The organism is Bradyrhizobium sp. Unk1, from assembly GCF_059512345.1.
Genome location: NZ_JCAMOP010000015.1, coordinates 73,619 through 95,186, shown reverse-complemented (window position 1 = coordinate 95,186; position 21,568 = coordinate 73,619). Strand labels below are relative to the sequence as shown.

The 21,568-nt window shown below is 62.7% G+C and carries 20 protein-coding genes; 12 read left to right on the top strand and 8 right to left on the bottom strand.

Annotated elements, in window-relative coordinates; all coding sequences use genetic code 11:
• Positions 1–115: 115 nt before the first annotated feature.
• The 5 genes from AC5ZFO_RS20660 to AC5ZFO_RS20640 form a co-directional block, all read right to left on the bottom strand.
• Positions 116–874 carry an outer membrane protein gene (locus AC5ZFO_RS20660; protein ID WP_282519025.1) on the bottom strand — a complete coding sequence of 253 codons (759 nt, stop codon included), beginning with the start codon at positions 872–874 and terminating at the stop codon, positions 116–118.
• A gap of 145 nt (positions 875–1,019) precedes the next feature.
• Entirely contained in the window at positions 1,020–1,784 is a 765-nt protein-coding gene (locus AC5ZFO_RS20655; protein WP_282519026.1) for an outer membrane protein, read from the bottom strand.
• 190 nt (positions 1,785–1,974) lie between these two features.
• Positions 1,975–2,721: an outer membrane protein gene (locus AC5ZFO_RS20650; protein WP_282519027.1), complete on the bottom strand. Its 747-nt coding sequence runs from the start codon at positions 2,719–2,721 to the stop codon at positions 1,975–1,977.
• 224 nt (positions 2,722–2,945) lie between these two features.
• Positions 2,946–3,635, bottom strand: coding sequence for an outer membrane protein (locus AC5ZFO_RS20645; RefSeq protein WP_282519028.1), 690 nt, complete (start codon positions 3,633–3,635; stop codon positions 2,946–2,948).
• A gap of 234 nt (positions 3,636–3,869) precedes the next feature.
• Entirely contained in the window at positions 3,870–4,631 is a 762-nt protein-coding gene (locus tag AC5ZFO_RS20640; protein ID WP_496122432.1) for an outer membrane protein, read from the bottom strand.
• 448 nt (positions 4,632–5,079) lie between these two features.
• On the opposite strand from AC5ZFO_RS20640, the gene AC5ZFO_RS20635 reads away from it, so the two are divergent.
• The 4 genes from AC5ZFO_RS20635 to AC5ZFO_RS20620 all read left to right on the top strand — a co-directional run bounded on the left by AC5ZFO_RS20635 (position 5,080) and on the right by AC5ZFO_RS20620 (position 10,538).
• Entirely contained in the window at positions 5,080–5,580 is a 501-nt protein-coding gene (locus AC5ZFO_RS20635) for a single-stranded DNA-binding protein (protein ID WP_212451249.1), read from the top strand.
• A 247-nt stretch (positions 5,581–5,827) separates the two neighbouring features.
• The gene (locus AC5ZFO_RS20630) at positions 5,828–7,051 is read left to right on the top strand and encodes a tyrosine-type recombinase/integrase (RefSeq protein WP_282519030.1); all 1,224 of its coding nucleotides are present in this window, start codon (positions 5,828–5,830) and stop codon (positions 7,049–7,051) included.
• Positions 7,048–8,607: a hypothetical protein gene (locus tag AC5ZFO_RS20625; protein WP_496122431.1), complete on the top strand. Its 1,560-nt coding sequence runs from the start codon at positions 7,048–7,050 to the stop codon at positions 8,605–8,607. The genes AC5ZFO_RS20630 and AC5ZFO_RS20625 overlap by 4 nt, the downstream gene beginning before the upstream one ends.
• Positions 8,607–10,538 (top strand): hypothetical protein, encoded by a 1,932-nt coding sequence (locus tag AC5ZFO_RS20620; protein ID WP_282519032.1) that lies wholly within the window; start codon positions 8,607–8,609, stop codon positions 10,536–10,538. The genes AC5ZFO_RS20625 and AC5ZFO_RS20620 overlap by 1 nt, the downstream gene beginning before the upstream one ends.
• Positions 10,539–10,686: 148 nt before the next feature.
• Here the strand turns inward: AC5ZFO_RS20620 and AC5ZFO_RS20615 are convergent, their stop codons facing one another.
• Entirely contained in the window at positions 10,687–10,920 is a 234-nt protein-coding gene (locus AC5ZFO_RS20615; protein ID WP_282519033.1) for a hypothetical protein, read from the bottom strand.
• 252 nt (positions 10,921–11,172) lie between these two features.
• On the opposite strand from AC5ZFO_RS20615, the gene AC5ZFO_RS20610 reads away from it, so the two are divergent.
• Entirely contained in the window at positions 11,173–11,364 is a 192-nt protein-coding gene (locus AC5ZFO_RS20610) for a hypothetical protein (protein WP_282519034.1), read from the top strand.
• A 52-nt stretch (positions 11,365–11,416) separates the two neighbouring features.
• The gene (locus AC5ZFO_RS20605; protein WP_282519035.1) at positions 11,417–11,599 is read left to right on the top strand and encodes a hypothetical protein; all 183 of its coding nucleotides are present in this window, start codon (positions 11,417–11,419) and stop codon (positions 11,597–11,599) included.
• Positions 11,600–11,934: 335 nt separating this feature from the next.
• Here the strand turns inward: AC5ZFO_RS20605 and AC5ZFO_RS20600 are convergent, their stop codons facing one another.
• Positions 11,935–12,732, bottom strand: a complete 798-nt coding sequence (locus AC5ZFO_RS20600) for a hypothetical protein (RefSeq protein ID WP_496122430.1) — start codon at positions 12,730–12,732, stop codon at positions 11,935–11,937.
• A gap of 428 nt (positions 12,733–13,160) precedes the next feature.
• Between AC5ZFO_RS20600 and AC5ZFO_RS20595 the strand changes: the two genes are divergently transcribed.
• From AC5ZFO_RS20595 to AC5ZFO_RS20580, 4 genes are all read left to right on the top strand, one after another.
• Entirely contained in the window at positions 13,161–14,162 is a 1,002-nt protein-coding gene (locus AC5ZFO_RS20595) for a GSU2403 family nucleotidyltransferase fold protein (RefSeq protein WP_282519037.1), read from the top strand.
• 212 nt (positions 14,163–14,374) lie between these two features.
• Positions 14,375–14,893, top strand: a complete 519-nt coding sequence (locus AC5ZFO_RS20590) for a hypothetical protein (RefSeq protein WP_282519038.1) — start codon at positions 14,375–14,377, stop codon at positions 14,891–14,893.
• A 32-nt stretch (positions 14,894–14,925) separates the two neighbouring features.
• A complete protein-coding gene (locus AC5ZFO_RS20585; RefSeq protein WP_496122429.1) occupies positions 14,926–15,330 on the top strand; it encodes a VPA1267 family protein in 405 nt (134 codons plus the stop codon).
• 66 nt (positions 15,331–15,396) lie between these two features.
• A complete protein-coding gene (locus AC5ZFO_RS20580) occupies positions 15,397–17,310 on the top strand; it encodes an AAA family ATPase (RefSeq protein ID WP_282519040.1) in 1,914 nt (637 codons plus the stop codon).
• A gap of 253 nt (positions 17,311–17,563) precedes the next feature.
• On the opposite strand, the gene AC5ZFO_RS20575 is transcribed toward AC5ZFO_RS20580, so the two are convergent.
• On the bottom strand, positions 17,564–17,914 hold the full coding sequence (locus AC5ZFO_RS20575) for a low molecular weight protein tyrosine phosphatase family protein (RefSeq protein WP_282519041.1): 351 nt from the start codon (positions 17,912–17,914) through the stop codon (positions 17,564–17,566).
• A 305-nt stretch (positions 17,915–18,219) separates the two neighbouring features.
• Between AC5ZFO_RS20575 and AC5ZFO_RS20570 the strand changes: the two genes are divergently transcribed.
• Positions 18,220–18,618: a DUF2306 domain-containing protein gene (locus AC5ZFO_RS20570; protein ID WP_282519042.1), complete on the top strand. Its 399-nt coding sequence runs from the start codon at positions 18,220–18,222 to the stop codon at positions 18,616–18,618.
• 180 nt (positions 18,619–18,798) lie between these two features.
• On the top strand, positions 18,799–21,546 hold the full coding sequence (gene gyrA, locus AC5ZFO_RS20565) for a DNA gyrase subunit A (RefSeq protein ID WP_282519043.1): 2,748 nt from the start codon (positions 18,799–18,801) through the stop codon (positions 21,544–21,546).
• Positions 21,547–21,568 lie beyond the last annotated feature (22 nt).

The window sequence follows — 21,568 nt, the reverse complement described above, 5'->3', positions numbered from 1 at the left end:
CGCCCGGAGCATGCGAAGGGCCGGCGCGAGGCCAGCCCTTCGTTCGCGTTTGAATGCGGATTTGGGGCAATCCGCACAGGATCAGGACTTGGAGGTTCCTGAGGGAAGCTTTGTCTCAGTATTTGGCGACGACCGGGCCGCCCCAGCGGTAATTGATGCGGATCAGGCCCATGTCGATATCCTGGCCGATCCGGTCGGTGCGCGGGGCGAAGCCGCCGACGAGAGTTGCGAAGTCAGCGCTGTGATGGCCGAGGAACACGTGATTGTACTCGCCGCCGACCGACCAGTTCTCGGCAAAGCCCCATTCAACGCCGATGCCGATCGTGTAGCCCCAGCGGGTCTGGTTGACGCTGTTGAACGTCGCCGCCGCTGGCGCGCCCGGAAAGAAGGTGTCGTATTTGTCGTGGGCCACGGCTGCGCCGGCCTTGCCGTAGAGCAGCAGATTGTTCACAGCGTAGCCGAGCTGGCCGGTGAACAGACCGAAGCTGTCGATCTTGGTCTGGTTCGTGATCGGCGCCAACGCCACGCTGACATTGCTGCCCTTGAAGTCGGCCCAGTTGCCCTGGCCCTCGATGCCGAACACCCAGCGCGATTTCTGCCAGCGATAGCCGAGCTGTCCGCCGACCGTGCCACCGCCCGCATTGTGACAGCCTTCGCCAACGGCCGGATCGACAGCGATGCCGAGCGCGCGAGTCACGCCCCAGCAGGCATGGGCCAAGCCGCCGCCGCCATTGATGCCGGCATAGATGCCGCTCCAGTCATAAACGGGAACGGCGGCCGCCGGCGCCTTGTAAATCGGTAGATCGGCGGCGGTAGCCGGCGCGACCGCGCCGAGTGCGAACAGGCTGACCGCAGCCAGCATCCACGTCTTCATGTCACGTCCCCAACTCGCCAAAGCCATTCGCGGGCGCCGTGCGCGCGCCTCACGACTCCAAGACGGTTGGGTGCACCCTCGCGCGAAAACAAAAAGGCCGGCGCAAGGCCGGCCTTTCGTGACGCGATGGCGTTGGAGACGAAGATCAGTATTTGGCGATGAGGGGGCCGGCGAACCTGTAACTGACGCGGGCCGTTGCGATGTCAACGTCCTGGCGGATCCGATCGGCGCGCGAGAACGTGCCGTTGTTGAACGTAAATCGGTTGTCGCGCGATCCCATGAAGCCGTGCACATAATCGACGCCGACCACGATGTTGGGCGTTACGCCGAAATCGAGGCCAGCACCAACCGCTCCGCCCCAGCGCGTTTCATTCGCCCTGTCGAACACGAAGCCGGTGGCGGTGGTGAAGCCCTCGTATTTGTCGCTCACAACCATCGCACCACCCTTCGCGTAGAACAGCACATTGCTCCAGGCGTAGCCGACCTGGCCGGTCACGAGGCCGAAGGCGTTGATCTTCGAGCGGTCTGAGCCGACGCCGCCGGCAGCCAGGCTCGGTCCATTGGAGCCGCTAAGGTGAGCCCAGTCGCCCTGGCCTTCCACGCCGAACACCCACGACGCGCTTTGCCAGCGAAAGCCGGCCTGGCCGCCGGCCACGCCGCCGGTCGCGGTGTGGCAGCCCTCCGATGCGGGGGGAGTGACCGGTGCACCGAGGATGTTGGTGACGATGTCCCAGCAATTATGGCTCCAGCCGCCACCACCGTTGGCGCCGATGTAGAAGCCGCTCCAATCGTAGACCGCGCCGATCATCGGGGCAGGAGCTTTGGTGTAGGGCCTCGCCGCCAGATCGGCCGCCGAAACGGACGTGGTCATCGCGACTATGCCGGCAGCGGCAAGCATAAACTTGTTCAAGACGGACCCCCCCAAGGCCAAAGTTGTTGCGATCTTCGATACAACCTTTGAGGTGCGACAGTCTGTCACCGGAGGGTCACAGCGCGCCGAAAAATGGAACTTGTCCGCAAGCGCTCGCGCCGTACGCGCGAAAACAAAAAGGCCGGCGCAAGGCCGGCCTTTCGTAACGCGATGGCGTTGGAGACGATGCTTAGTACTTCGCCACGACCGGGCCGCCGAAGGTGTAGTTCAGGCGAACGGTGCCCATGTCGACGTCCTGCTTGATACGGTCGATGCGGTCGTTGATGCCGAGAATCGTGAACGAGTTGTTGCGCTTGCCCATGAACAGATGGTCGTATTCGATCGCAACGGACCAGTTCGGCGCGAAGCCGAATTCGAGGCCGGTGCCGACCGCGCCGCCCCAGCGCGTCTCGCTTGCGCTGTCGAGGACCAAGCCGAACGCCGTGCCGTTGTACTTGGCATGCGTGACCGCCGCGCCACCCTTCACGTACCAGAGCACATTGTTCCAGGCATAGCCGACCTGGCCGGTGAACAGGCCAATCGCGTCGATCTTGGTCTCGTTGACCAGCGGAGCAAGCGCCACGCTCGTATTCGAGCCCTTCAGATTGGCCCAGTCGCCCTGGGCTTCAAGGCCGAACACCCAGTTGGCCGACTGCCAGCGATAACCGACCTGGCCACCGACGACGCCGCCTGTCGCATTGTGACAGCCTTCAGCCGTGTCCGGACCCGCAACGCCGAAGATGTTGTTGACATCCCAGCAGTTGCGGCTCGAAGCGCCGCCGCCGTTGATGCCGAGGTAGAAGCCGGACCAGTTGTAGATCGAGGCCACAGCAATGGGCGCCTTGGTGTAGGGGCGGGCCGCCAAATCGGCCGCCGAGGCGGGAGCCAACGCGCTGAGTGCGAACAGACTGGCCGAGGCCAGCAAAACCTTCTTCATTTCAATTCCCCAGTTTCGTTTCTCTTTGTCGGCGAAAAATAGCCGCCCCAATGACCCAACCGATGTCATTGCTCTACACCATTGAAGCCGAAGGTTGTGTCACTGGGATGCCACAGCTCTCCCCGAAAACGTTGTGAATCGGTGGGCCTGGATCTGGACGCGCGAAAACAAAAAGGCCGGCGCAAGGCCGGCCTTTCGTAACGCGATGGCGTTGGAGGCGAAGCTCAGTACTTCGCGACCACCGGGGCCCCGAAGTGATAGTTCACGCCGACCTGCACGGTGTGGAAGTTGAGCGTGCCGGTGGGCAGGGCGCCCGAGAAGTAGGTCTCGCCGCCGAGGCTGCGATAGAGGTACTCGCCCTTGACCGACCACTGCGGAGCGAAGAACGCTTCGACGCCCGCACCGACGGTCCAGCCGGAGTGCCACTTGCTGTCCGACGCGGTCAAGCCGAGAGCGGAGAGGGTGATCTTGTTGTCGATCCAGGCGTAGCCGCCGGTGCCGTAGAACAGGACCTGATTGACGGCGTAGCCGATACGGCCGCGCACGGTGCCCATGGCATCGGTCTTCGAGCTCGCCGTTGCGGTCACAACGCCGAATCCGGGAACGACAGTGGCGCCGGTCGCCGAAGCGCTGACGTCAGCCCAGGAACCATCAGCCTCGACGCCGAACACGACGTTGCCGGTCTGCCAGTTGTAGCCGGCGGTGCCGCCGACGAAGCCACCCTTCATCTTCGGGTCGCCGGAACCGTTTTCCCAGGCGCCGCCACCGACGATACCGAGGTAGAAGCCGGTCCAGTTGTAGACCGAGGCCACCGCCACCGGAGCCTTGGTGTAGGGGCGCGCCGCGAGATCAGCGGCCGAAGCCGGAGCAGCGAGAGCGAACAAACAGGCCGAAGCCAACAAAACCTTCTTCATTTTCAAACCTAATCCCAGTCCCGGTTTCTGTTTTTGCCTTCCGTGCGTTCGGAAGGACATCGGACGCCGTGGTCCAACTGATGTCGTGCTTACACCAGCAAAGCCGCAAGTTGTGTCTCCCAAAAGCCACAATAGTCGCAAAACGTAGCGGTGACTGACCTATAATTCCCGTTGCCCACGCAAAAAGGCCGGCGCGAGGCCGGCCTTTGATTTCCAAGCGATCTCAGAGAGATATCAGTATCTTGCGATCAGCGGGCCGCCCCAGCGATAGTTCACGCGGACGAGGCCGATATCGACGTCCTGGCTGATGCGATCGGAGCGTGTGGAAACGCCGAGCGGGGCGATCCCGAAATTGCCGGATCCGGTGAAGCCGACGGTGCGGCTGCCCATGAAGATGTGGTCGTACTCGAAGCCCACGGTCCAGTTCGGCGCGAATCCGAACTCGACGCCCACACCCACGGTGCCGCCCCAACGGGTCTCGTTGGCCCGGTCGACTTCGAGGCCGCTGGCGAGGTCGAAGCTGCGGTAGCGATCGCTGACGACGGCGCCGCCGCCCTTCACGTAGAGCAGGACGTTGTTCCAGGCGTAGCCGACCTGACCGGTGATCAGGCCGAAGGCGTTGATCTTCGAACGATCGCGCAGGCCGGTGATCGCACTGATGTTGTCACCCGAGAAATCGGCCCAGTTGCCCTGGCCTTCGAAGCCGAACACCCAGTTGGCTGACTGCCAGCGGTAGCCGACCTGGCCACCGACCGTGCCGCCGGTCGCGTTGTGGCAGCCTTCGCCAAAGAAAACGCCGCCGCCGAAATCTGCGTCCCAGCACTTATGGCTGGTGCCGCCGCCGCCGTTGATGCCGATGTAGAAGCCGCTCCAGTCGTAGATGGTCGCGATCATCGGTGCCGGGGCCTTGGTGTAGGCAGCGAGATCTGCCGCGCTTGCGGGAGCCGACAGCCCCAACGCGATTACACCAATAGTACCAATCAAAATCTTATTCATTGCAGTCTCCCCAGTTTCGATCCGCTTTCGAAGTCCCCGAAGCGGTTGATCAGGCGCGACGCTCATAAGAATCTAATTCCGAGCCAAGCGTAGCTTAGGCGGGAGGCGGAGTCCGTCTCCGGAATGCAACAGTCGGGCGGCATTTGAACTGCTTCTAACTTGATGAATGTTAAGCTGTTTCGCCGTCCTCAGGAATTCGGGGAAATTCCATTTGGCGCAGGCCGTCTTTGTGCGGCGCGGTGTCGTCTTGCCAACGCAACAACGTGAGGGGTGTCATAAGAACAAATCTGGAACGAACCCGCCAGGGGTGCTATATATGGGGATAAGTGGAGGGGTGACGGGCCGATCCGTCCGCGCAAGCGTATAGGGTCGCGTCAACAGGTTGCAGAGGACGCGGGCGCGTCCCGGGCCTTCTAAAATTCAGTGGCATTCGGAGTGGAGAGCGGCGATGGCGGGAAGCGTCAACAAGGTCATTCTGGTTGGAAATCTCGGCAAGGATCCCGAAATCCGCCGCACCCAGGACGGGCGGCCGATCGCGAATTTGAGCATCGCCACCTCGGAGACCTGGCGCGACAAGAACAGCGGCGAGCGCAAGGAAAAGACCGAGTGGCATCGCGTCGTGATCTTCAATGAAGGGCTCTGCAAGGTCGCCGAGCAGTACCTGAAGAAGGGCGCGAAGGTTTACATCGAGGGTGCGCTCCAGACCCGCAAATGGACCGACCAGAGCGGCGCCGAGAAGTACTCCACCGAGGTCGTGCTCCAGGGCTTCAACTCGACCCTGACGATGCTCGACGGCCGCGGCGGCGGCGGTGGAGGCGGCAGCTTCGGCGACGAGCCGGGCGGCGATTTCGGCTCCTCCGGTCCCGTCAGCAGCGCACCGCGCCGCGCTGTGGCCGCCGGCGGCGGCGGTGGCCGCAACAGCGACATGGACGACGACATTCCGTTCTAGAGTTGTGTTTTTCCGAAATGTAAACAAAGATATGGAATCGGCAGGTCGTGCAAGGACTTAATGCCGATTCCGCTTTGTTCTTTTTGTAACTTCGATAGAAAATCCAACACGGTTTCCTAGTTTTGCAAACCTGAGGATGATTTCTGGCGCGATTTCAGCCGCTTAGTAAATTAGCGCGCGGGCCAATTTTGTAACTCCTGTCACTCGGATTTAAGAACCATCTTACGGCCTCGAATTTGGGGGCTGCATGTTGGACCTCGGCAGGAACGGACCCTTCACGACCAAGACCGTGCGCTTTGAGTCGGGCGAACGCTTCGTCATGGCGGTGGACAGCGACGGCGTGCCGGTCGATTGGCCGGTCGTCTACGCGTCGGTGTCGCTGCGCGGCCGCGGCCTGATGCTCTCGACGATGCGCAAGGAGATGGACGCGATCTGTCTGCTCCTCAACTGGTGTGCGGTCCGACGCATCTCGCTGGAACAGCGGATCGAGTCGTTGAACCTGTTCTCACTTCCCGAGATCGAGGCGTTGCGCATCGCCTTCCGGGCCGACCTCCGCACCGCCCGCAAGCGGGCGAACGGAGACAAAACCAAAGACCTTCCCGAGATTGTGGGCAACGGACATTGGCGCAACCGGCTCCAGGCCTGCGCGGACTACCTGGTGTGGCGCGTCAACGACGTCATCCTGCGGCTCGACATCAGGGATCCGCGGCGGTTCGAAGCGCGCTTGATGGTGGACAAGCTGCACGAATGGATCGTCGGCGACATCCCAATCTACGAAAACGACCTGCTCGAGGGTTTGAACGAGGAGCAGCGCGAAATCCTGGTGCGCGCGATCACCGTCGGCGACCCCAGCAATCCGTTCAAACCGCGCAACCAGGTGCGGAACGAGGCCCTCTGGCTGTTGTACATCGACGGCGGACTGCGACGGTCCGAGCCGCTTGTCATCAAGACGCGCGACGTTCGCCTGGGCGGCAACGACCCGGGGTTGACCGTCCACCGCAACGCCGACGATCCGAAGGACACACGCGCCCAGCAACCGGTGACGAAAACCAAAGCGCACCCGGTCGAGTTCACGGACCGGCTGCACGACGCCCTGGACGCCTACATCGTTGGCGATCGGCGGACCTATGAGAACGCGAAGACCTCGCCCTTTCTGTTCCTCTCGCAGCAGGGCAAGCCACTGTCCATCGGCGCGGTCGACGCCATGTGCCTTGAACTGAGGAAGGTGCCTGGACTCCCGGCGGATTTCTCGACGCACGTCAACCGCCGGACCTGGAACGACAAGCTCGGAGAGGCGGCGGAAGAGATCAAGATCGCTCCGGAGGTCGAGAAGCAGGTTCGCAATCACGCGATGGGCTGGACGCGTCAATCCGATCAGGGTGCGCGCTACGGCCGCCGGCATATCCGCAAGCGGGCTGCGATGATCCTCGGCGTGATGCAGGACAAGCTCACCAAAGGAGAAGCCGAGTGACCGCAGTCCATCATTCCGCGGTCTCGCTCGGCGACTTTCCGGGCCAAGGTACGATCCATGACCGAGCCAAGCTACCGGTCGATGCGTCCGGATGGGTCTGGAGTCTCAACCATCCGGTTTCCTCGGCCCGTCTGGACTTCCGGAAGCTCGGCATCAAGTCCCCGGGTCTGCTGGTGGCCGTCGTCAAGTACATCGCTGACCTCGTCGCCACGACGTCGGTCGACAGCGTCCGGAACACATTCGAAACGCTGCGCTTCCTGCAACAGTCGGAGCACTTCCGGGATTGCGACGCCGGTGGCGGCTCACTTGATTTGCGATTGATTTCTGAGCTGCGGCTCGTGAATAACTTCGCTGCGTGGCGCCTTCACTACATCCGCGTCTGGTATCGGTGGTGCGCGAAAAGGGACTTCCCGCAGTTCTCCAACGAGATTGCCGGGGAGATGGACGAGGTTAAGATCCCCGGCAACCCCAAGGGCGTCGCCGTCCGTACTCGCGATCCGGAGCAAGGGGCGCTCGACGAACTCGAGACCATCGCACTCGTCACCAAGCTCAAGGAGCTCGGGCCCGTCGTGCTATCGGCGTTCGAGAGGGCATTGGTGTGGCTGCCGCTCACCTTCGGATCCAATCCCCTTGCCTTCGCGCTGCTGCGCGAGCAGGACTTCCAATCGATCAAAGAGACCGGAGCTGACCGGATCCACCACTTGCTGAGGATTCCGCGCATCAAGAAGCGCAACCCGTTCTTTCGAGCGGCCTTCCATACCAAGCGGCCTGATCACGTGATCGGAGGGCACATCGCGGCGCTGATCAAGGAAAACGTCGAGTTTCGCCGCGAGAACGGTTGGCCGGAAGGCTGTGCTTTTCCGCTGTTCAGGCGAGCCGAGCCCCAGCCCGCACTGATCAACGGCCCGATGCATGAGTTTGCCATGCATCGCAGCCCTGAAGATATTACCGACACTTTGAAGGCGGCGGTCGCCAAACTTGGGGTCATCTCGCACCGGACGGGAAAGCCCATCAACGTGAACACGATGCGCTTCAGGCGCACGTTTGCGACCCGGGCCGTAGAAGAGAATGTCTCGCCGGCCGAGCTCGCGGCGATGATAGACCACACCGATTTGCAGAATGTGCAGGTCTACTTCGAGACTAGGTCCAGCATCGTCGATCGTCTCGACGCCGCCATGGCGGTCAAGCTGGGGCCGCTCGCCGACGCCTTCATGGGGAAGATCGTGGCGACCGAAGCCGAGGCGGAAAACGGGAGCGACCCGAGCAAGCGCATTCCGTGGTTTCGACGCGTCGCGGGGCGTCTGCCTGAGCGTGCGGGCAATCTCGGCACCTGTGCGTCAGGCCCGTGCAGTCAATTCGCGCCGATCAGCTGCTATACCTGCCGCAAGTTTCAGCCATGGAAGGACGGTCCGCATCGCGAGATCCTGCAATGGCTGTGTGACGAGCGGGAACGGAAGAAGACCGAGGGTTTGGATCAGCAGATCGTCGGCGTTCACGATGCGACGATCCTTGCAATCGGCGAGGTGGTGGCCGCGTGCGAGGCAGGAGGCCGGTGATGAACATCATCGCATTTCCCGACCGTCTGGCGCTCGGCGCCCGTGAAAATCTAGCCAATCTGGTCGAGCGAGCCCGGGACATGCAGGTGTTCGGCCCGACGGTCGACTTCGACAACGCAGTGTGGGACCTCACGCATTGCCTCGACCGTAAACCCGGCCAGGCACGCAAGACCGCTGTGCTCTACTTCACCGTCCGTCAGGAAAAGCCCTCGCGAAAGATGGAGGGGCGGACGGAAATGCGCGATTCGTTCGCCCAGTTTGTCAAGGCGATGATCGTTATGAGGCACTTCGCCAGAGGGTCGCTGGCGCTTCATAAGCGCGCAGTCATGGTCGCGCGCGTTCTGTACGAAACGCTGGCTTATTGCGGCCACGATATCGTGGAGGCGCGTCCGGCTGATTTTCTTTCGGCCGCCGCCACCATAGCCAAGGTATACAATGGACACAGCGCGTACGTCTGTGGCGAGGAACTGGAGCGCATCGCGGCATTCATCGACAAGCACCAGATCTGCAAGTCGCCGATCAGGTTTTCCAACCCGATCGAACGGACTGACGGCTACTCTTGGCGTCTGATTGACGACCAGTCGCGCGAGGCGCGCTCCAAAAAGCTTCCGACCGAAGAATACATCGCCGCCGTCGTCGAAGCGAGTATCCAGGTCCGCAACGGAGGAACCGATCCAGATTTGGCTCGAATGGCCGTCCTGGAATGCCTAGTCAGTGCGCCCTGGAGGATCAATGAGCTGCTTGGCGTGCGCGCCGACTGCGAGCGCTGGGACGAGCGTCCAGACGGATCGGTCAAATTCGGAATAGCTCATGAAGGCTCTAAGGACGCCCCCGATGCCGTCAAATTTGTGCCGACGGACATGAAGCCGATTGCCGAACGCGCGGTGAAGGACCTGATCCGGCTGACTGAGCCGTCCCGCGAGATCGCACGCTGGATGGAAGAGCATCCCGGCCGTGCTTGGCTCGCAGAGAGATGGCGCTTGCGCGACCGGACGACGCCGATGACAGCGACGGAGGTGGCTGCGGCCATGGGATTTGCGAACCACAGTGTCGCAACGCTTTGGATGCAGGTGCACGGCCATGCCGCCCGTCGGGAGAAACATCGATCCCTGTACGATCAGGGGCAACTCGAGGACTCGATCCTATCGGACATCGCAGAAGTGATGAAGGAGGTTCCGGAAGGCCGAAAGCTTTCGGAATATCTATTTCTCTTCCCACACAACTATTTTCATCAAAGCAGGGCTGCGGTCCCCTCGATTCCGACGTTCCTGTCGCAGGCTCAGATGCGGGCCTTCCTTGTTGGGGGAGACTGCAAATCGATTTTCGAACGCTTGAAGATTCTCGATTTGAGCGGCAAGCCGTTTAAGGTGCCTTCGCACGGGTTCAGGCATTACCTCAACAACATGGCCAACGAGGGTCTCCTCTCCGATCTCGACATCGCCCGCTGGTCGGGGCGGAAGGATGTCTCCCAGAACGCGGCATACGACCACACAGGCGGGGCGCCGCTCGGCCGCGTCATGCGGAAGCTGGCGAAGACGAAGGCCATGCAAGGGTCGATCGTGGCCACCGTCAAGAAGCTGCGGCTGCGGGAGGACTTCCTGAAAGCGCGGTTCGCGACCGCCCACACCACCGATATTGGCATGTGTGTTTCGGATTGGAGCCTGGCTCCCTGCGCCTCCCACGGGGCCTGCGCGGCCGGCTGCGGCGACCACATGTTGATCAAGGGCAACCAAAAGCACCTACAGCGGACAGAGCAGCTTCTGGCCGAGCACGAGGCTATGCTCGATCAGGCGCGGCAGGCGATGGCCGAAGGCGAGCTCGATGCTGGTCCCTGGGTCGAGCACAACGGGAAGATGGTCGATGGGCTGCGGAAGGCCATCGCGGTGCATAAGGACTCCACTATCGCCGACGGGACGGTGGTTCAGACCTAATGGGCTGAGGTGGCCTGCCGGTAGCTCAGGCGGAAACCGGCTTAAGAGCTCTTTCAGGCGGTCAAAGGGATTGGGTCTCGTGTGGCCGCACAGTAGCTTGGTAAGCTGTCGCACCAGCATCGCCATAATCCGGGCGGCCTGCCGAGTCCTACGGCTTCGGTCCGGGGGCGGTGGGGCCGAACGGCCAGCTCTCGTCCGTTTGCCGCCGGGATGCGACCTCGCGGGCAACATCGTCGACGGTCCAGCCGTTCATGTCCTGGATTTCCGGCGGCGCGTCTTCGCCGTTGACGAGCTGGCCGCCGCACACGGTGAACGCCACGCCGTCGTCGGAGATGGACATTCCGAGAGAACGGACCAATTTCAGTTGCTCGCTGTATTTCATGACTGGGATTCCGGGGTTCGGGTGGCCCGTCGGCCGCTTGGACGCATGCGTCTCTCCTTTGGAGACATCATCGTGCCTGACCGCGCAAGAGACAACCTCATCGGCAAGAAGCCACCACGGACTCCGGCATGAACGACCGGAGTAACGACCGCTTTGTCTGGAATGCTGCACTGGCTCGAACATCTGATCGCCCAGTCTTTCGTTTTTCCGGTCGGCGGACTAGCATCCCACAAGCCAAGGAGATCAATCATCATGTTGGCAGTTGTAGCGACGCAGGGGAGCGATGCGCGGCATCCGGACGACCTCGTCGTTTGGCCGGACGGGTTTTGGGTGACTCTTGATGAGCTGCGGAGCGGCGATTTCAACCATCGCTCTGACGATTTTGAAGTGGTACCCCACGACGACCGGGCGCGCACGCGGGAACTCGGCGTTGAGGGCGTTTGACGTTAACCGATGACGCACTGAAGGGAACAGAGTCGTGTTTGCTTGGAAACGATTGTCCGACGGCAACATCTCGCAGGAGATCACCGCCGGCACGGCTGAAGAGCTGTTCGAAGCGGCGGGGTTCGGAGCAGTCCGCGTCAACGAGCCCATCAAGGGCTTTCTTGCAGTGCCGGTCGAACAACGGGACGGGATGCTCGTCGAACGTCCATCCCCATCGCAAACCTTGTCCATGTAGTCCACGCGCCGACTCGGACGGGGTAAGCTGCAAGCCGGCTTGGCCATCGCATGACTTCCTGAAATCGAAGCCTGGCATCATCAGTCTGATCCCCGGAGCCGCCGTCGCAAGCGTCCCGCAGGCACCGGCGCGCGGAGCACGCAAGGGCGAAGAGCGAAGCGTCCCTTGCGGGCGAGCACGACGGTGCCAAGGAAGGGCCGAAGACGAAGGCGCTCGGAGGCAGACGTCCTGATCCCTGTGTGAGCCCGAGCAAACTTCGGTGGGTCACAACATTCAGACCGATTTGGCGTCGGCCCCATCGCCATCCAGCGTCGATTTTGAACCGTGAGATAGCTCTAAAGACTGTGCTTCCGCTGCCAGTCCTCTATCTGCTCGATCATCTGCACGAGACTTTGCTTGCGATAGCGTTCGTCGATCCGCTGGTCGTCCTGGAAGTGACGTAAAATATCCAGCACGTCGACGCCGAGCTCGTTCTTGGCGGCTTTTCCGAACCTGTCTGACCGGAGGTACTCGAAGACGTCAGAGAGACAGCTCTTCGCCTCCTTCCAGTCACCTTCTTCCAACGCATCGACAATGTAGACACGAACGATCGCGATGGCGGCATGGAGCTGAGCCCATGCAAAGCTGTCCCGCCGGCCGAGCATCGGATGGAGCATGTTTGCGATGCGGCTTTTCAGGCAAAGAACCGGGTGAAGGACAGGGATCTGAGCCCGACACTCCTTTCCGTCGACTTCCGCGGTGGCCTCGATGACAGCTACGCCCCTTTCGAGTTCGCGACGGGTCACGCCCAGGACGCCGTTGAGGAAATCGATCTTCAGAGGCTTGCCGTTGACGGTCGCCAGGACGACGGCCGAGTTCGGCGTGTTCATGTCGTCAAGCGTCGCCTTGATCACCTTGCCGCCGAGTGCCGCAGCCAGGCTCTCCGCTGCTTTAACCGAGCCGAAATAGTCGAGGTCGCGACTCGTAAGCGGCTGGTCCTGTCGTAGGGCGGGATCCTTGTCCCGATAGTACCAAGCCCACAGATTCGTGGCTTGCCCGCCGATCACGAACGTGGCGTCGTCGACCGTCAGTTTGGATGCTATCTGGATAACTTCGGCGGCCCCGAAGCGGGGCTGGTCCGTCTCGTCAGTCATCGATCCTTATGCGGGCGCGCCGTACGACAAGCCTCGCTTTGGACCGGTCAAGGACGGAGAAGAAGCCATTTGCTTCGCGAAGATCTGAGGCTTTCACCTCGCCACGCGCAAGGCGTGCTTCATCGTTTCGTCGGGAGATCTCTTTCTCCAGGCGGCGATCCTCGTACCGAAATCCGGCCTCAAAACCCATCGGATCGAACCTTTCCTCGCGACACTAATGTCGCCCGCATCCTTTCAATGTCAAGTTAACGCGGCAAACGGGACTGTAGCTGCTCTGCCGGCAAGCGAAAATGCCCCTCACGAGGGCCCGGTTCCGTTCTTCAAATCGCCGAAATCGACCCGGGCTGGCCGAAATCCCTCGACTTCCCGGCGGTTGTATGGCAGTTTATATCGCCAGATAACACACTTTCAACGAGATAGAAAAACGCTTGTATACCCCGATGACCAGGGAGCAGCGGCGGCTGGTGGAGACCATGCGCTCCACCACGCTCGAGTTTGCCGCGCTCGCCCGCTCGCGGGACGAGTTCGGCGGGGGCATGCAGTGGCTGAAGGTCAAAAAATTTGAATACCTGACGCGGTACCGGCGGGATCCGGTCACCGGCGAGCAGAAGGCAGCCTCGATCGGCCGCCGGTCGCCCGAGACCGAGGCGATCTACGACCGTTTCATCAAAGAACGGGCCGAGCTGGATCGGCAGATCTCGGCCCTGCGGCCGACAATCGCCGAGCAGACCAGGATGGCGCGGGCGCTGCGACTGTCCCGCGCCCCGGAAGAGGTCGGCGCCGTGGCGCGCGCCATAGGCCTGTCCGAGCTGATCGATCACATCACCATCATCGGCGAGGCCGCCGTCTACGCTTACGAATGCGAGATGGCCGCGCTCCTGCCGCGCGAGATGCTGCCGGACGACGGCATGGACCTCCTGGTCGCCGGCGTGCACCCGACCGACGTGGTCGACGAGCTGCTAGCGGTGCTGAGGCGCGCCAAGATCTATGTGCGCTTGGCTCACCTCTCCGAAGATCTTGCCGTGGCCGAACTTCGGACCGAGGAAGGCCTAAGCATCCGGCTCTACACGATGTCGACCCTTGGCGGCCTGATCGACCGATATGCGGAGAGTTCGGCGTACGGCGCGGAGGCGGTGCGGTGGGCGCTCGACCTGCCGGTGATGCATTCGATGCTGGTCGACCGCAACGGGCGTGCCGCCACGGTCGCGGTTCTCGAGCCGCGGGCCTACTGCCTGCTGCGCTTTGTGGCCCTCGACGTCGAGGAGATGTCGCTGATCCGGCGCGAGGCCTCAGCCGAGCTCAACGCCACAATGGTGAAGCTCGTCCACGAGCGGTGGACCGAGCCATTTATCGAGGACCACGTTCAGACCATTGGTCCGCTCCACGACCTGTTGGGCGAGGACGGTTTCCCTTCCGCGCCACGGATGTAGGCGCCGAAGATTTCTAGGATTTGATTATCGCCACCCCATGATGCGGGGGTGCGGAAGATCTTGATCGGCGTCGAGGGTCGTGAGGCCCGCGGCTATGTGCTTTCGTATCGCGATGTAGGTGTACCGTGACGCGTGTGGTGGGACCCGATTCCCACTCCGAGGTAGAATCAGTTTACTCATCGAATCCTTCAACTGATCCTTCGAAGGATACGATGGGCAAGGTGCCTCGGGGCTGGGACACGATCATGCCGCGCGGGCGCAAGCGCCCGGTCCGCAACGGCTGGCGCTCGGCGCCGGCCGGCAAGAAGCGGCTGCTCATCAAAGAGAAGACCGAGTCGCGGATTCGAGACATCATCGAGGACTGGAAGGAGCCCAAGATTACCTGGGCAGCCGTCGTCCAGGTCGTGAACCTTGAGTTCAAGGGCAACTGGACGCGAGTCGCGATCGCCAAGCATCCGAAACTTCAGACGGCCTTCCGGGCTACGAAAAAGAGGCTCCGCGCCTTAGCCGGCCGACCGCGCAAAGCGGAAGGTGACGGAACCGTAGAGGTCCTCAAGAAGCAGATACGATCCTTGAGAGAAGAGAACCAAAAACTGCGGGCGACCAATGCAACCCTTGAAGAGCGTTATGTGCGCTGGAAGACCAACGCTTATCTGAATGGCTGGTCGATCAAGAAGCTCGACGAGAAACTCGATAAGCCCGGCCGCGGACAGACCGACAAGGATCGGTGAGCGCTTCGGGCGGGTAGCATTCGGAGGACGACGTGGCGGATTCCAAGTCTGGCGGCGCGATCGGCGCCGAGAACGTCGATCGCTTGAAGAGTTATCTCGATGCTCTCGAACGGGAAAGCCGGCCGCTCCCCATGCGAGGCGGCGAGCCCAACCGTTCCGCCATCGCGCTCGCCTGCGGGTTCGACCGCCAGGTCCTGTACAAGAATCCAGCCGCAAAGGCGCTGCTCGAAGCCGCGGTCGAGAAGCTGGACACCGGTGTAGCGCAGGACGACGAGGCCAAGCCCGAGCCGAAGTCCGACCGTCGGGATCGCCGCATCCTCTCGCTCGAGCAGCAGAACGCCTCGCTGCGCGCCGAAAACGCCGGCCTGCGGGAGAAGTTGCGTCGCCTGGAGCAGGTCGAGGACATCATGGTCACGACGGGACGTCGCGTGTCATGAAGTCCCGTCCCTCAGAGCCGACCTGCGAACAGCAAGACCGTCGCGTTGCAGCCGGATCGAGGCGTCATGTTTGAGACCACGGGCCGCCATGCCAAGTCGGGCGAGACCATCGTGCGTCATCTGGCCGAGGAGCCGGCGTTCGAAGGCATCGGCTATGCGACCGCGGCCAAGCTATGGAAGTCGTTCGGCGACAATCTCTATGCACTGCTCGGCAATGGTGATGCCGTGCGCCTGGCCGATGTCCTGGGCGCGGACCGAGCCGAAAGGTTGGTGCTGGCGTGGCGGGAGAAGCTGGCCGAAGGCGACATCGTCGTCTGGCTTGATGAACACGGGTTCGACGCACGACTTGCCAAGAAGATCATCCGTCTGTGGGGCGCAGACGCTGCCGCCAAGCTGCGAGAATCGCCCTACGTGATGATGGCCTTGGCCGATTGGGCGATGGTCGATGCCGCTGGCCGAAAGATCGGCGTTTCTACCGACGATCCGAGGCGCCTCGTCGCGGCCGTGGAGGCTGTGCTCTACGCTCGGCTGGACCAGCACCACACCTGGATCGGACATCGCGATCTCATCGCCGCGGTCGGCCGTCTGCTGAAGTGCCTTCCGGCCAAGGCCGAGGAGGCCCTGGCGGCCGCTGTCGCACAGCGGGCGGCGATCCCGATCGGAGGCGGCTTCCAGGCCGCCGGGGCGCACATGATGGAGCGCTACGTCGCGGACCGGATCCGGGAGATGCTCGCCGAGCCCGCCATGGGCGACCTGATCGCCCGCGAGGTTTCCGACGGCGAGCTCCATGCGTGGCTCGATCGGCAAGACCTGGGCGTGGCGCTCGACGACGAGCAGCGGGAGGCCGTCCGGATTGCAGTCCAAGAGCGCTTCGGCATCGTCCGTGGGGGCGCTGGCGTAGGCAAAACCACGGTTCTGAAGGCTGTTGCCAGTGCGTGCGCGGCGTTCGGCCGGACGACGCACATGATGGCTCTGGCGGGCCGTGCCGCCGTCCGCATCGCCGAGGCGACGGGCTGGCCGGCCTCGACCATCGCCGCCTTTTTGAAGGCGGTCGAAGCGAGGTCGATCGCGCTCGGCCCGGAATCTCTGGTCGTCCTCGACGAGGCCTCGATGGTCGACCTGCCGACCATGTACCGGATCCTGCGGTCCCTGCCGGACGGCTGCCGGCTGCTGCTGGTGGGCGACCCGGGCCAGCTCCCGCCGATCCAGTTTGGCCTGGTGCTGCATGTGCTGGTCGAGCGGAACGAGATCCCCTCGGTCGAGCTCACCCGCGTCTACCGCCAGACCGAGGCGACGGGCATTCCCGCCGTCGCCAGCGCGGTGCGAGCCGGCCGGCTGCCCAGCTTACCGGATAAGGTCGACGCTGCCAGCCACGGGGTCGCGCTGATCTCGTCGAACGAGCTTTCCACCGACCAGATCGTCGACGTGGTCGCCGACCTCGGCGGCTTCGCGGAGGACCTGCGGATTGTCTGCGCCGTGAAGGCCGGCCCGGCCGGCACCGAGGCGCTGAACGCGCGCTTCCACGACATCTTCGCGGTGGGAAAGTGCCGACATCCAGGCAGGCGCTTGGCGGAGGGCGAGCCGGTGATGTTCCTGCGGAACGACTATCAGCGTGATCTTCGCAACGGCAGCCTCGGTCGTATCACCGCGATCGAGGACGGAAAGGTCACGGCGAACTTCGACGGGGCTGAGCAGGAGCTGAGCGGTCCGGCGCTCGACGATCTCGCGCTGGCCTATGCGATTACGGTGCACAAGGCGCAGGGCTCCAGCTTCCGGAAGGTCGTCATCCCGATCCAGAAAACGCGGCTGCTCGACCGGTCGCTAGTCTACACCGCGGTCACCCGTGCCACGGACCTGGCGGTCATGGTCGGCGACGGCGAGGTCTTGAAGCAGGCTCTGTACCGAGACGCCCACGCCGAACGGCGAGAGACCGCGTTGGGATTGCTATTGGATCCTTCGCGCTCGACCACTGCGTCCTGATCGATCCAAGGATTCGACTGCACCGAAAACCGGGGCTCCTGGTCTCCGGAGTGAAAAGCGCGACTATTATGTGGAGATATGTGGAGAAGCGGGCGACCGCTCTATCTCGACTGCCATGTGCCCGATACGGTCGGTTTGTGACTGTTTTGTTGACAAACCGTTGACCGACCAGGGGGCTTTCGTAGTCGGATCAACGGACTAACACACACAGTTACAAAACGGACCCCATTCTTCATTTCTGAGACGAGCCGTTCTAAGGCCTGGTAACAGTAGCCGCTGGTCGCGAGAGGAAACGGCCGGCTCGGCTTTCAAGTATTCGGACCAAGACGGGATCCATGAATTCATAGTCGTCCGGAATGTCGAGGCAGATGACCCGCTTGTTATTCAGGCTGGAGCGGAATTTCCGGTTCAGCTTGTTACGGTGGGTCTTCTCCATGACGAAGATGATGTCAGCCCATTCGACCTGCTCGGACGACAACAACACGTCCGCGTCGTTAGAGATGCCGGCCGAGTCGGCCTCGATGCCCGGCCAAGTCGAAAAGACTTGTTCAGCGGTAGGGCTGCGGAGGCGATTGGCACTGCAGACGAATAGGACGTTCGTCACTCTGACCGTTCCACGGGAGGGACCGGGATAATCCGATCGACCTGGGTCTAGATACACGCCTTTTGGTAGCCGGCGGAATCTTCGACGCCCCCACGTTGGCGTTGGCTGAGAGGGCGCCTCTCCTATCAAAATTGTCGGCTCGCCTGAAATGGCAGGATTCCTTACCAATTAACGGGTAAAGCTCGATTTTTCCGGGCTTGCCTCATGTGCTGCCCTCAAGCCTTTGACGAGGGGGGATGTGAATAGTACTAACTTGATGTTAATTCTATTCACATGGGTCGGCCGTCGATCGGAGAAAGTCCTGCATGAGCGTTGCGCCGCTGCTTGAGGCCGCCCCAGCGATCCCGCTGCACGCCTTTGCCGCCATGGCCGCCTTCGTGCTCGGCCTCGTTCAGTTTGCCGCCCCCAAGGGAACGCTGCCGCACCGGACGATCGGCTGGATCTGGCTGGGGCTCATGGCGGTCGTGGCGGCATCGTCGTTCTGGATCCACCAGATCCGCCTGGTCGGGCCGTTCAGCCCGATCCATCTCCTATCGATCTTCACGCTGGTGATGCTACCGCTCGCGGTGTGGCGCGCGCACACCCATCGGGTCGCCGATCACCGGCGCATCATGATCATGACGTTCGTCGGCGCGCTCGTCATTGCCGGGCTGTTCACCCTCATGCCTGGACGGATCATGCATGCCGTGGTTTTCGGGCCGTAGCGATCGCCGAAATCGAGGTCCCGCCAGTACCCGAAATGGAGCGCGCGAACAGTCTCCCGCCAACCCGGTAAGTGCATGAAAAAACGAAGGGAAAAAGCGCTTCCCTTGGCCTCGCAAGGGTGGTTATCAGGGGCTCGATGCGCTATATGATTCCCAGATAAAATCTCACCGGATTTCCCCTTGGCTGACGACGACAACAAGCCCGGCGACCAGCCGGCGCAACCCTCGGACATTCGCCCCGTTTCCATCTACGAGGAGATGAAAAAGTCCTATCTCGATTACGCGATGAGCGTGATCGTGGCGCGTGCGCTGCCTGATGCGCGCGACGGGTTGAAGCCGGTTCATCGTCGCATCCTCTACTCGATGAACGAGCAGGGGCACACGCCCGACAAGAAGTACGTCAAGTCGGCGCGCGTGGTCGGTGACGTCATCGGTAAGTATCATCCGCATGGCGACCAGTCGATCTACGACGCCATGGTCCGGATGGCGCAGGACTTCTCGATGCGCGTGCCGCTCATCGACGGCCAGGGCAATTTCGGCTCGGTCGACGGCGATCCCCCGGCGGCCTATCGGTACACCGAAGCGCGACTGACGAAGGCGGCGTTGGCTCTGCTGGCCGACATCGACAAGGACACCGTCGACTTCCAGCCGAACTACGACAATAACGAAACCGAGCCGTCGGTCCTGCCGGCCAAGTTCCCGAACCTCCTCGTCAACGGCGCCGGCGGCATCGCGGTCGGCATGGCGACCAACATCCCGCCGCACAATCTCGGCGAGGTCATCGACGCCTGCGTCGCGTTGATCGACAACCCCGCGCTTACCATCGACGAACTCATCAACATCGTTCCGGGACCGGATTTCCCGACCGGCGGCGTCATTCTCGGGCGGGCGGGCATCCGCGCCGCCTATCACCTCGGCCGCGGCTCGATCGTCATGCGCGGCAAGGTCGCGATCGAGACCATCCGCAAGGAGCGCGAGGCGATCATCATCACCGAGATTCCCTACCAGGTGAACAAGGCGACGATGGTCGAGCGCATCGCCGAGTTGGTCAAGGAAAAGAAGATCGAGGGCATCGGCGACCTGCGCGATGAATCCGACCGCGACGGCTACCGTGTCGTCATCGAATTGAAGCGCGACGCCGTGCCGGATGTGGTGCTGAATCAGCTGTACCGATTCACGCCGCTGCAGACGAGCTTCGGCGTCAACATGGTGGCGCTCGACAGCGGCCGTCCGCGGATCATGCATCTGAAGGACCTGCTGGCGATCTTCGTCGACTTCCGCGAGCGGGTCGTCACGCGACGCACCAAGTTCCTGCTCGCCAAGGCGCGCGATCGCGCCCACATCCTGGTTGGACTGGCGATCGCGGTCGCCAATATCGACGAGATGATCCGCGTCATCCGGACTTCGCCCGACCCGACCACTGCCCGCGACACCCTGATGTCGCGCGACTGGCCGGCACGGGACGTCGAGGACATGCTCACGTTGATCGACGATCCGCGCCACCGCATCAGCGAGGACGGCACGATCCGGCTGTCGATGGAACAGGCGAGGGCCATTCTCGACCTGCGCCTTCAGCGCCTCACCGCACTCGGCCGCGACGAAATCCGCGACGAGCTCGACAAGCTCGCCGGCGAGATCGCCGACTATCTCGACATCCTGCGCTCGCGCGCCCGCGTGCTGGGCATCATCAAGTCCGAACTCGCCGAAGTGAAGGCCGAGTTCGCGACCCCGCGCCGCACCGTGATCATCGAGCAGGAGGGCGAGGTCGAGGACGAGGACCTGATCCAGCGCGAGGACATGGTCGTCACCGTCTCCCACGCCGGCTACGTCAAGCGCGTGCCGCTGTCGGCCTACCGGGCGCAGCGCCGCGGCGGCAAGGGCCGCGCCGGCATGCAGACCCGCGACGAGGATTTCGTCAGCCGCCTGTTCGTGGCGTCGACGCACACGCCGGTGCTGTTCTTCTCGTCGCGCGGCCAGGTCTACAAGGAGAAGGTCTGGCGCCTGCCGATGGCTGCGCCGAACGCGCGCGGCAAGGCGCTCATCAACATCCTGCCGCTGGAGCAGGGCGAGCGCATCACCACCATCATGCCGCTGCCGGAGGATGAATCGACCTGGGGCAACCTCGACGTGATGTTCGCCACCACCGGCGGCAACGTCCGGCGCAACAAGCTGTCCGATTTCGTCGACGTCCGCCGCTCCGGCATCATCGCCATGAAGCTGGACGAGAATGAAGCGATCGTGGACGTGCAGATCTGCACCGAGCGCGACGATGTGCTGCTGACGGGCGCCGGCGGCCAGTGCATCCGCTTCCCTGTCCCCGACGTGCGCGTGTTCACCGGCCGCACTTCGATGGGCGTGCGCGGCATTGCACTTGCCGAAGGCGACAAGGTGATCTCGCTGGCCATCTTGCGCCACATGGAGACCACCTCGGACGAACGTTCGGCCTATTTGAAGATGCGCCGTGCGGTGGCCGGCGAAGCCGTGGCCGACGAGGCTCCGGCGGATGCCGAGGGCGAAGAGACGACCTCCGGCAGCTTCCAGCTCCCGCAGGAGCGCTATGTCGAGATGTCGGCGGCCGAGCAGGTCGTGCTCACCGTCTCCGTCAACGGCTACGGCAAGCGGACCTCGTCCTACGAGTACCGCACCACGGGCCGCGGCGGCAAAGGCATCGTCGCCATGAGCGTCAACAACCGCAACGGCAATCTGGTGGCGTCCTTCCCCGTGGAGGATGCTGATCAAATCATGCTGGTCACCGACAAGGGCCAGCTGATCCGCTGCCCGGTCGAAGGCATCCGCATCGCCGGCCGCTCGACCCAGGGCGTGATCGTGTTCGACACCGCCGAGGACGAGCACGTCGTCTCGGTCGAGCACATCACGGAAGAGGCCGAGAGCGGGAATGGGGCAAATGGGGAGTCAAACGGGGAGTGACGCGTGGCCCCGTAGCCCGGAT

Excerpts from the sequence above, each read along its gene's own strand:
- AC5ZFO_RS20640 (WP_496122432.1), bottom strand. The coding sequence starts at position 4,631 with ATGAATAAGATTTTGATTGGTACTATTGGTGTAATCGCGTTGGGGCTG.
- AC5ZFO_RS20615 (WP_282519033.1), bottom strand. The coding sequence starts at position 10,920 with ATGAAATACAGCGAGCAACTGAAATTGGTCCGTTCTCTCGGAATGTCC.
- AC5ZFO_RS20570 (WP_282519042.1), top strand. The coding sequence starts at position 18,220 with ATGAGCGTTGCGCCGCTGCTTGAGGCCGCCCCAGCGATCCCGCTGCAC.
- AC5ZFO_RS20580 (WP_282519040.1), top strand. The coding sequence starts at position 15,397 with ATGTTTGAGACCACGGGCCGCCATGCCAAGTCGGGCGAGACCATCGTG.
- AC5ZFO_RS20645 (WP_282519028.1), bottom strand. The coding sequence starts at position 3,635 with ATGAAGAAGGTTTTGTTGGCTTCGGCCTGTTTGTTCGCTCTCGCTGCT.
- AC5ZFO_RS20635 (WP_212451249.1), top strand. The coding sequence starts at position 5,080 with ATGGCGGGAAGCGTCAACAAGGTCATTCTGGTTGGAAATCTCGGCAAG.
- AC5ZFO_RS20590 (WP_282519038.1), top strand. The coding sequence starts at position 14,375 with ATGGGCAAGGTGCCTCGGGGCTGGGACACGATCATGCCGCGCGGGCGC.
- AC5ZFO_RS20650 (WP_282519027.1), bottom strand. The coding sequence starts at position 2,721 with ATGAAGAAGGTTTTGCTGGCCTCGGCCAGTCTGTTCGCACTCAGCGCG.
- AC5ZFO_RS20620 (WP_282519032.1), top strand. The coding sequence starts at position 8,607 with ATGAACATCATCGCATTTCCCGACCGTCTGGCGCTCGGCGCCCGTGAA.
- AC5ZFO_RS20610 (WP_282519034.1), top strand. The coding sequence starts at position 11,173 with ATGTTGGCAGTTGTAGCGACGCAGGGGAGCGATGCGCGGCATCCGGAC.
- AC5ZFO_RS20600 (WP_496122430.1), bottom strand. The coding sequence starts at position 12,732 with ATGACTGACGAGACGGACCAGCCCCGCTTCGGGGCCGCCGAAGTTATC.
- AC5ZFO_RS20660 (WP_282519025.1), bottom strand. The coding sequence starts at position 874 with ATGAAGACGTGGATGCTGGCTGCGGTCAGCCTGTTCGCACTCGGCGCG.
- AC5ZFO_RS20630 (WP_282519030.1), top strand. The coding sequence starts at position 5,828 with ATGTTGGACCTCGGCAGGAACGGACCCTTCACGACCAAGACCGTGCGC.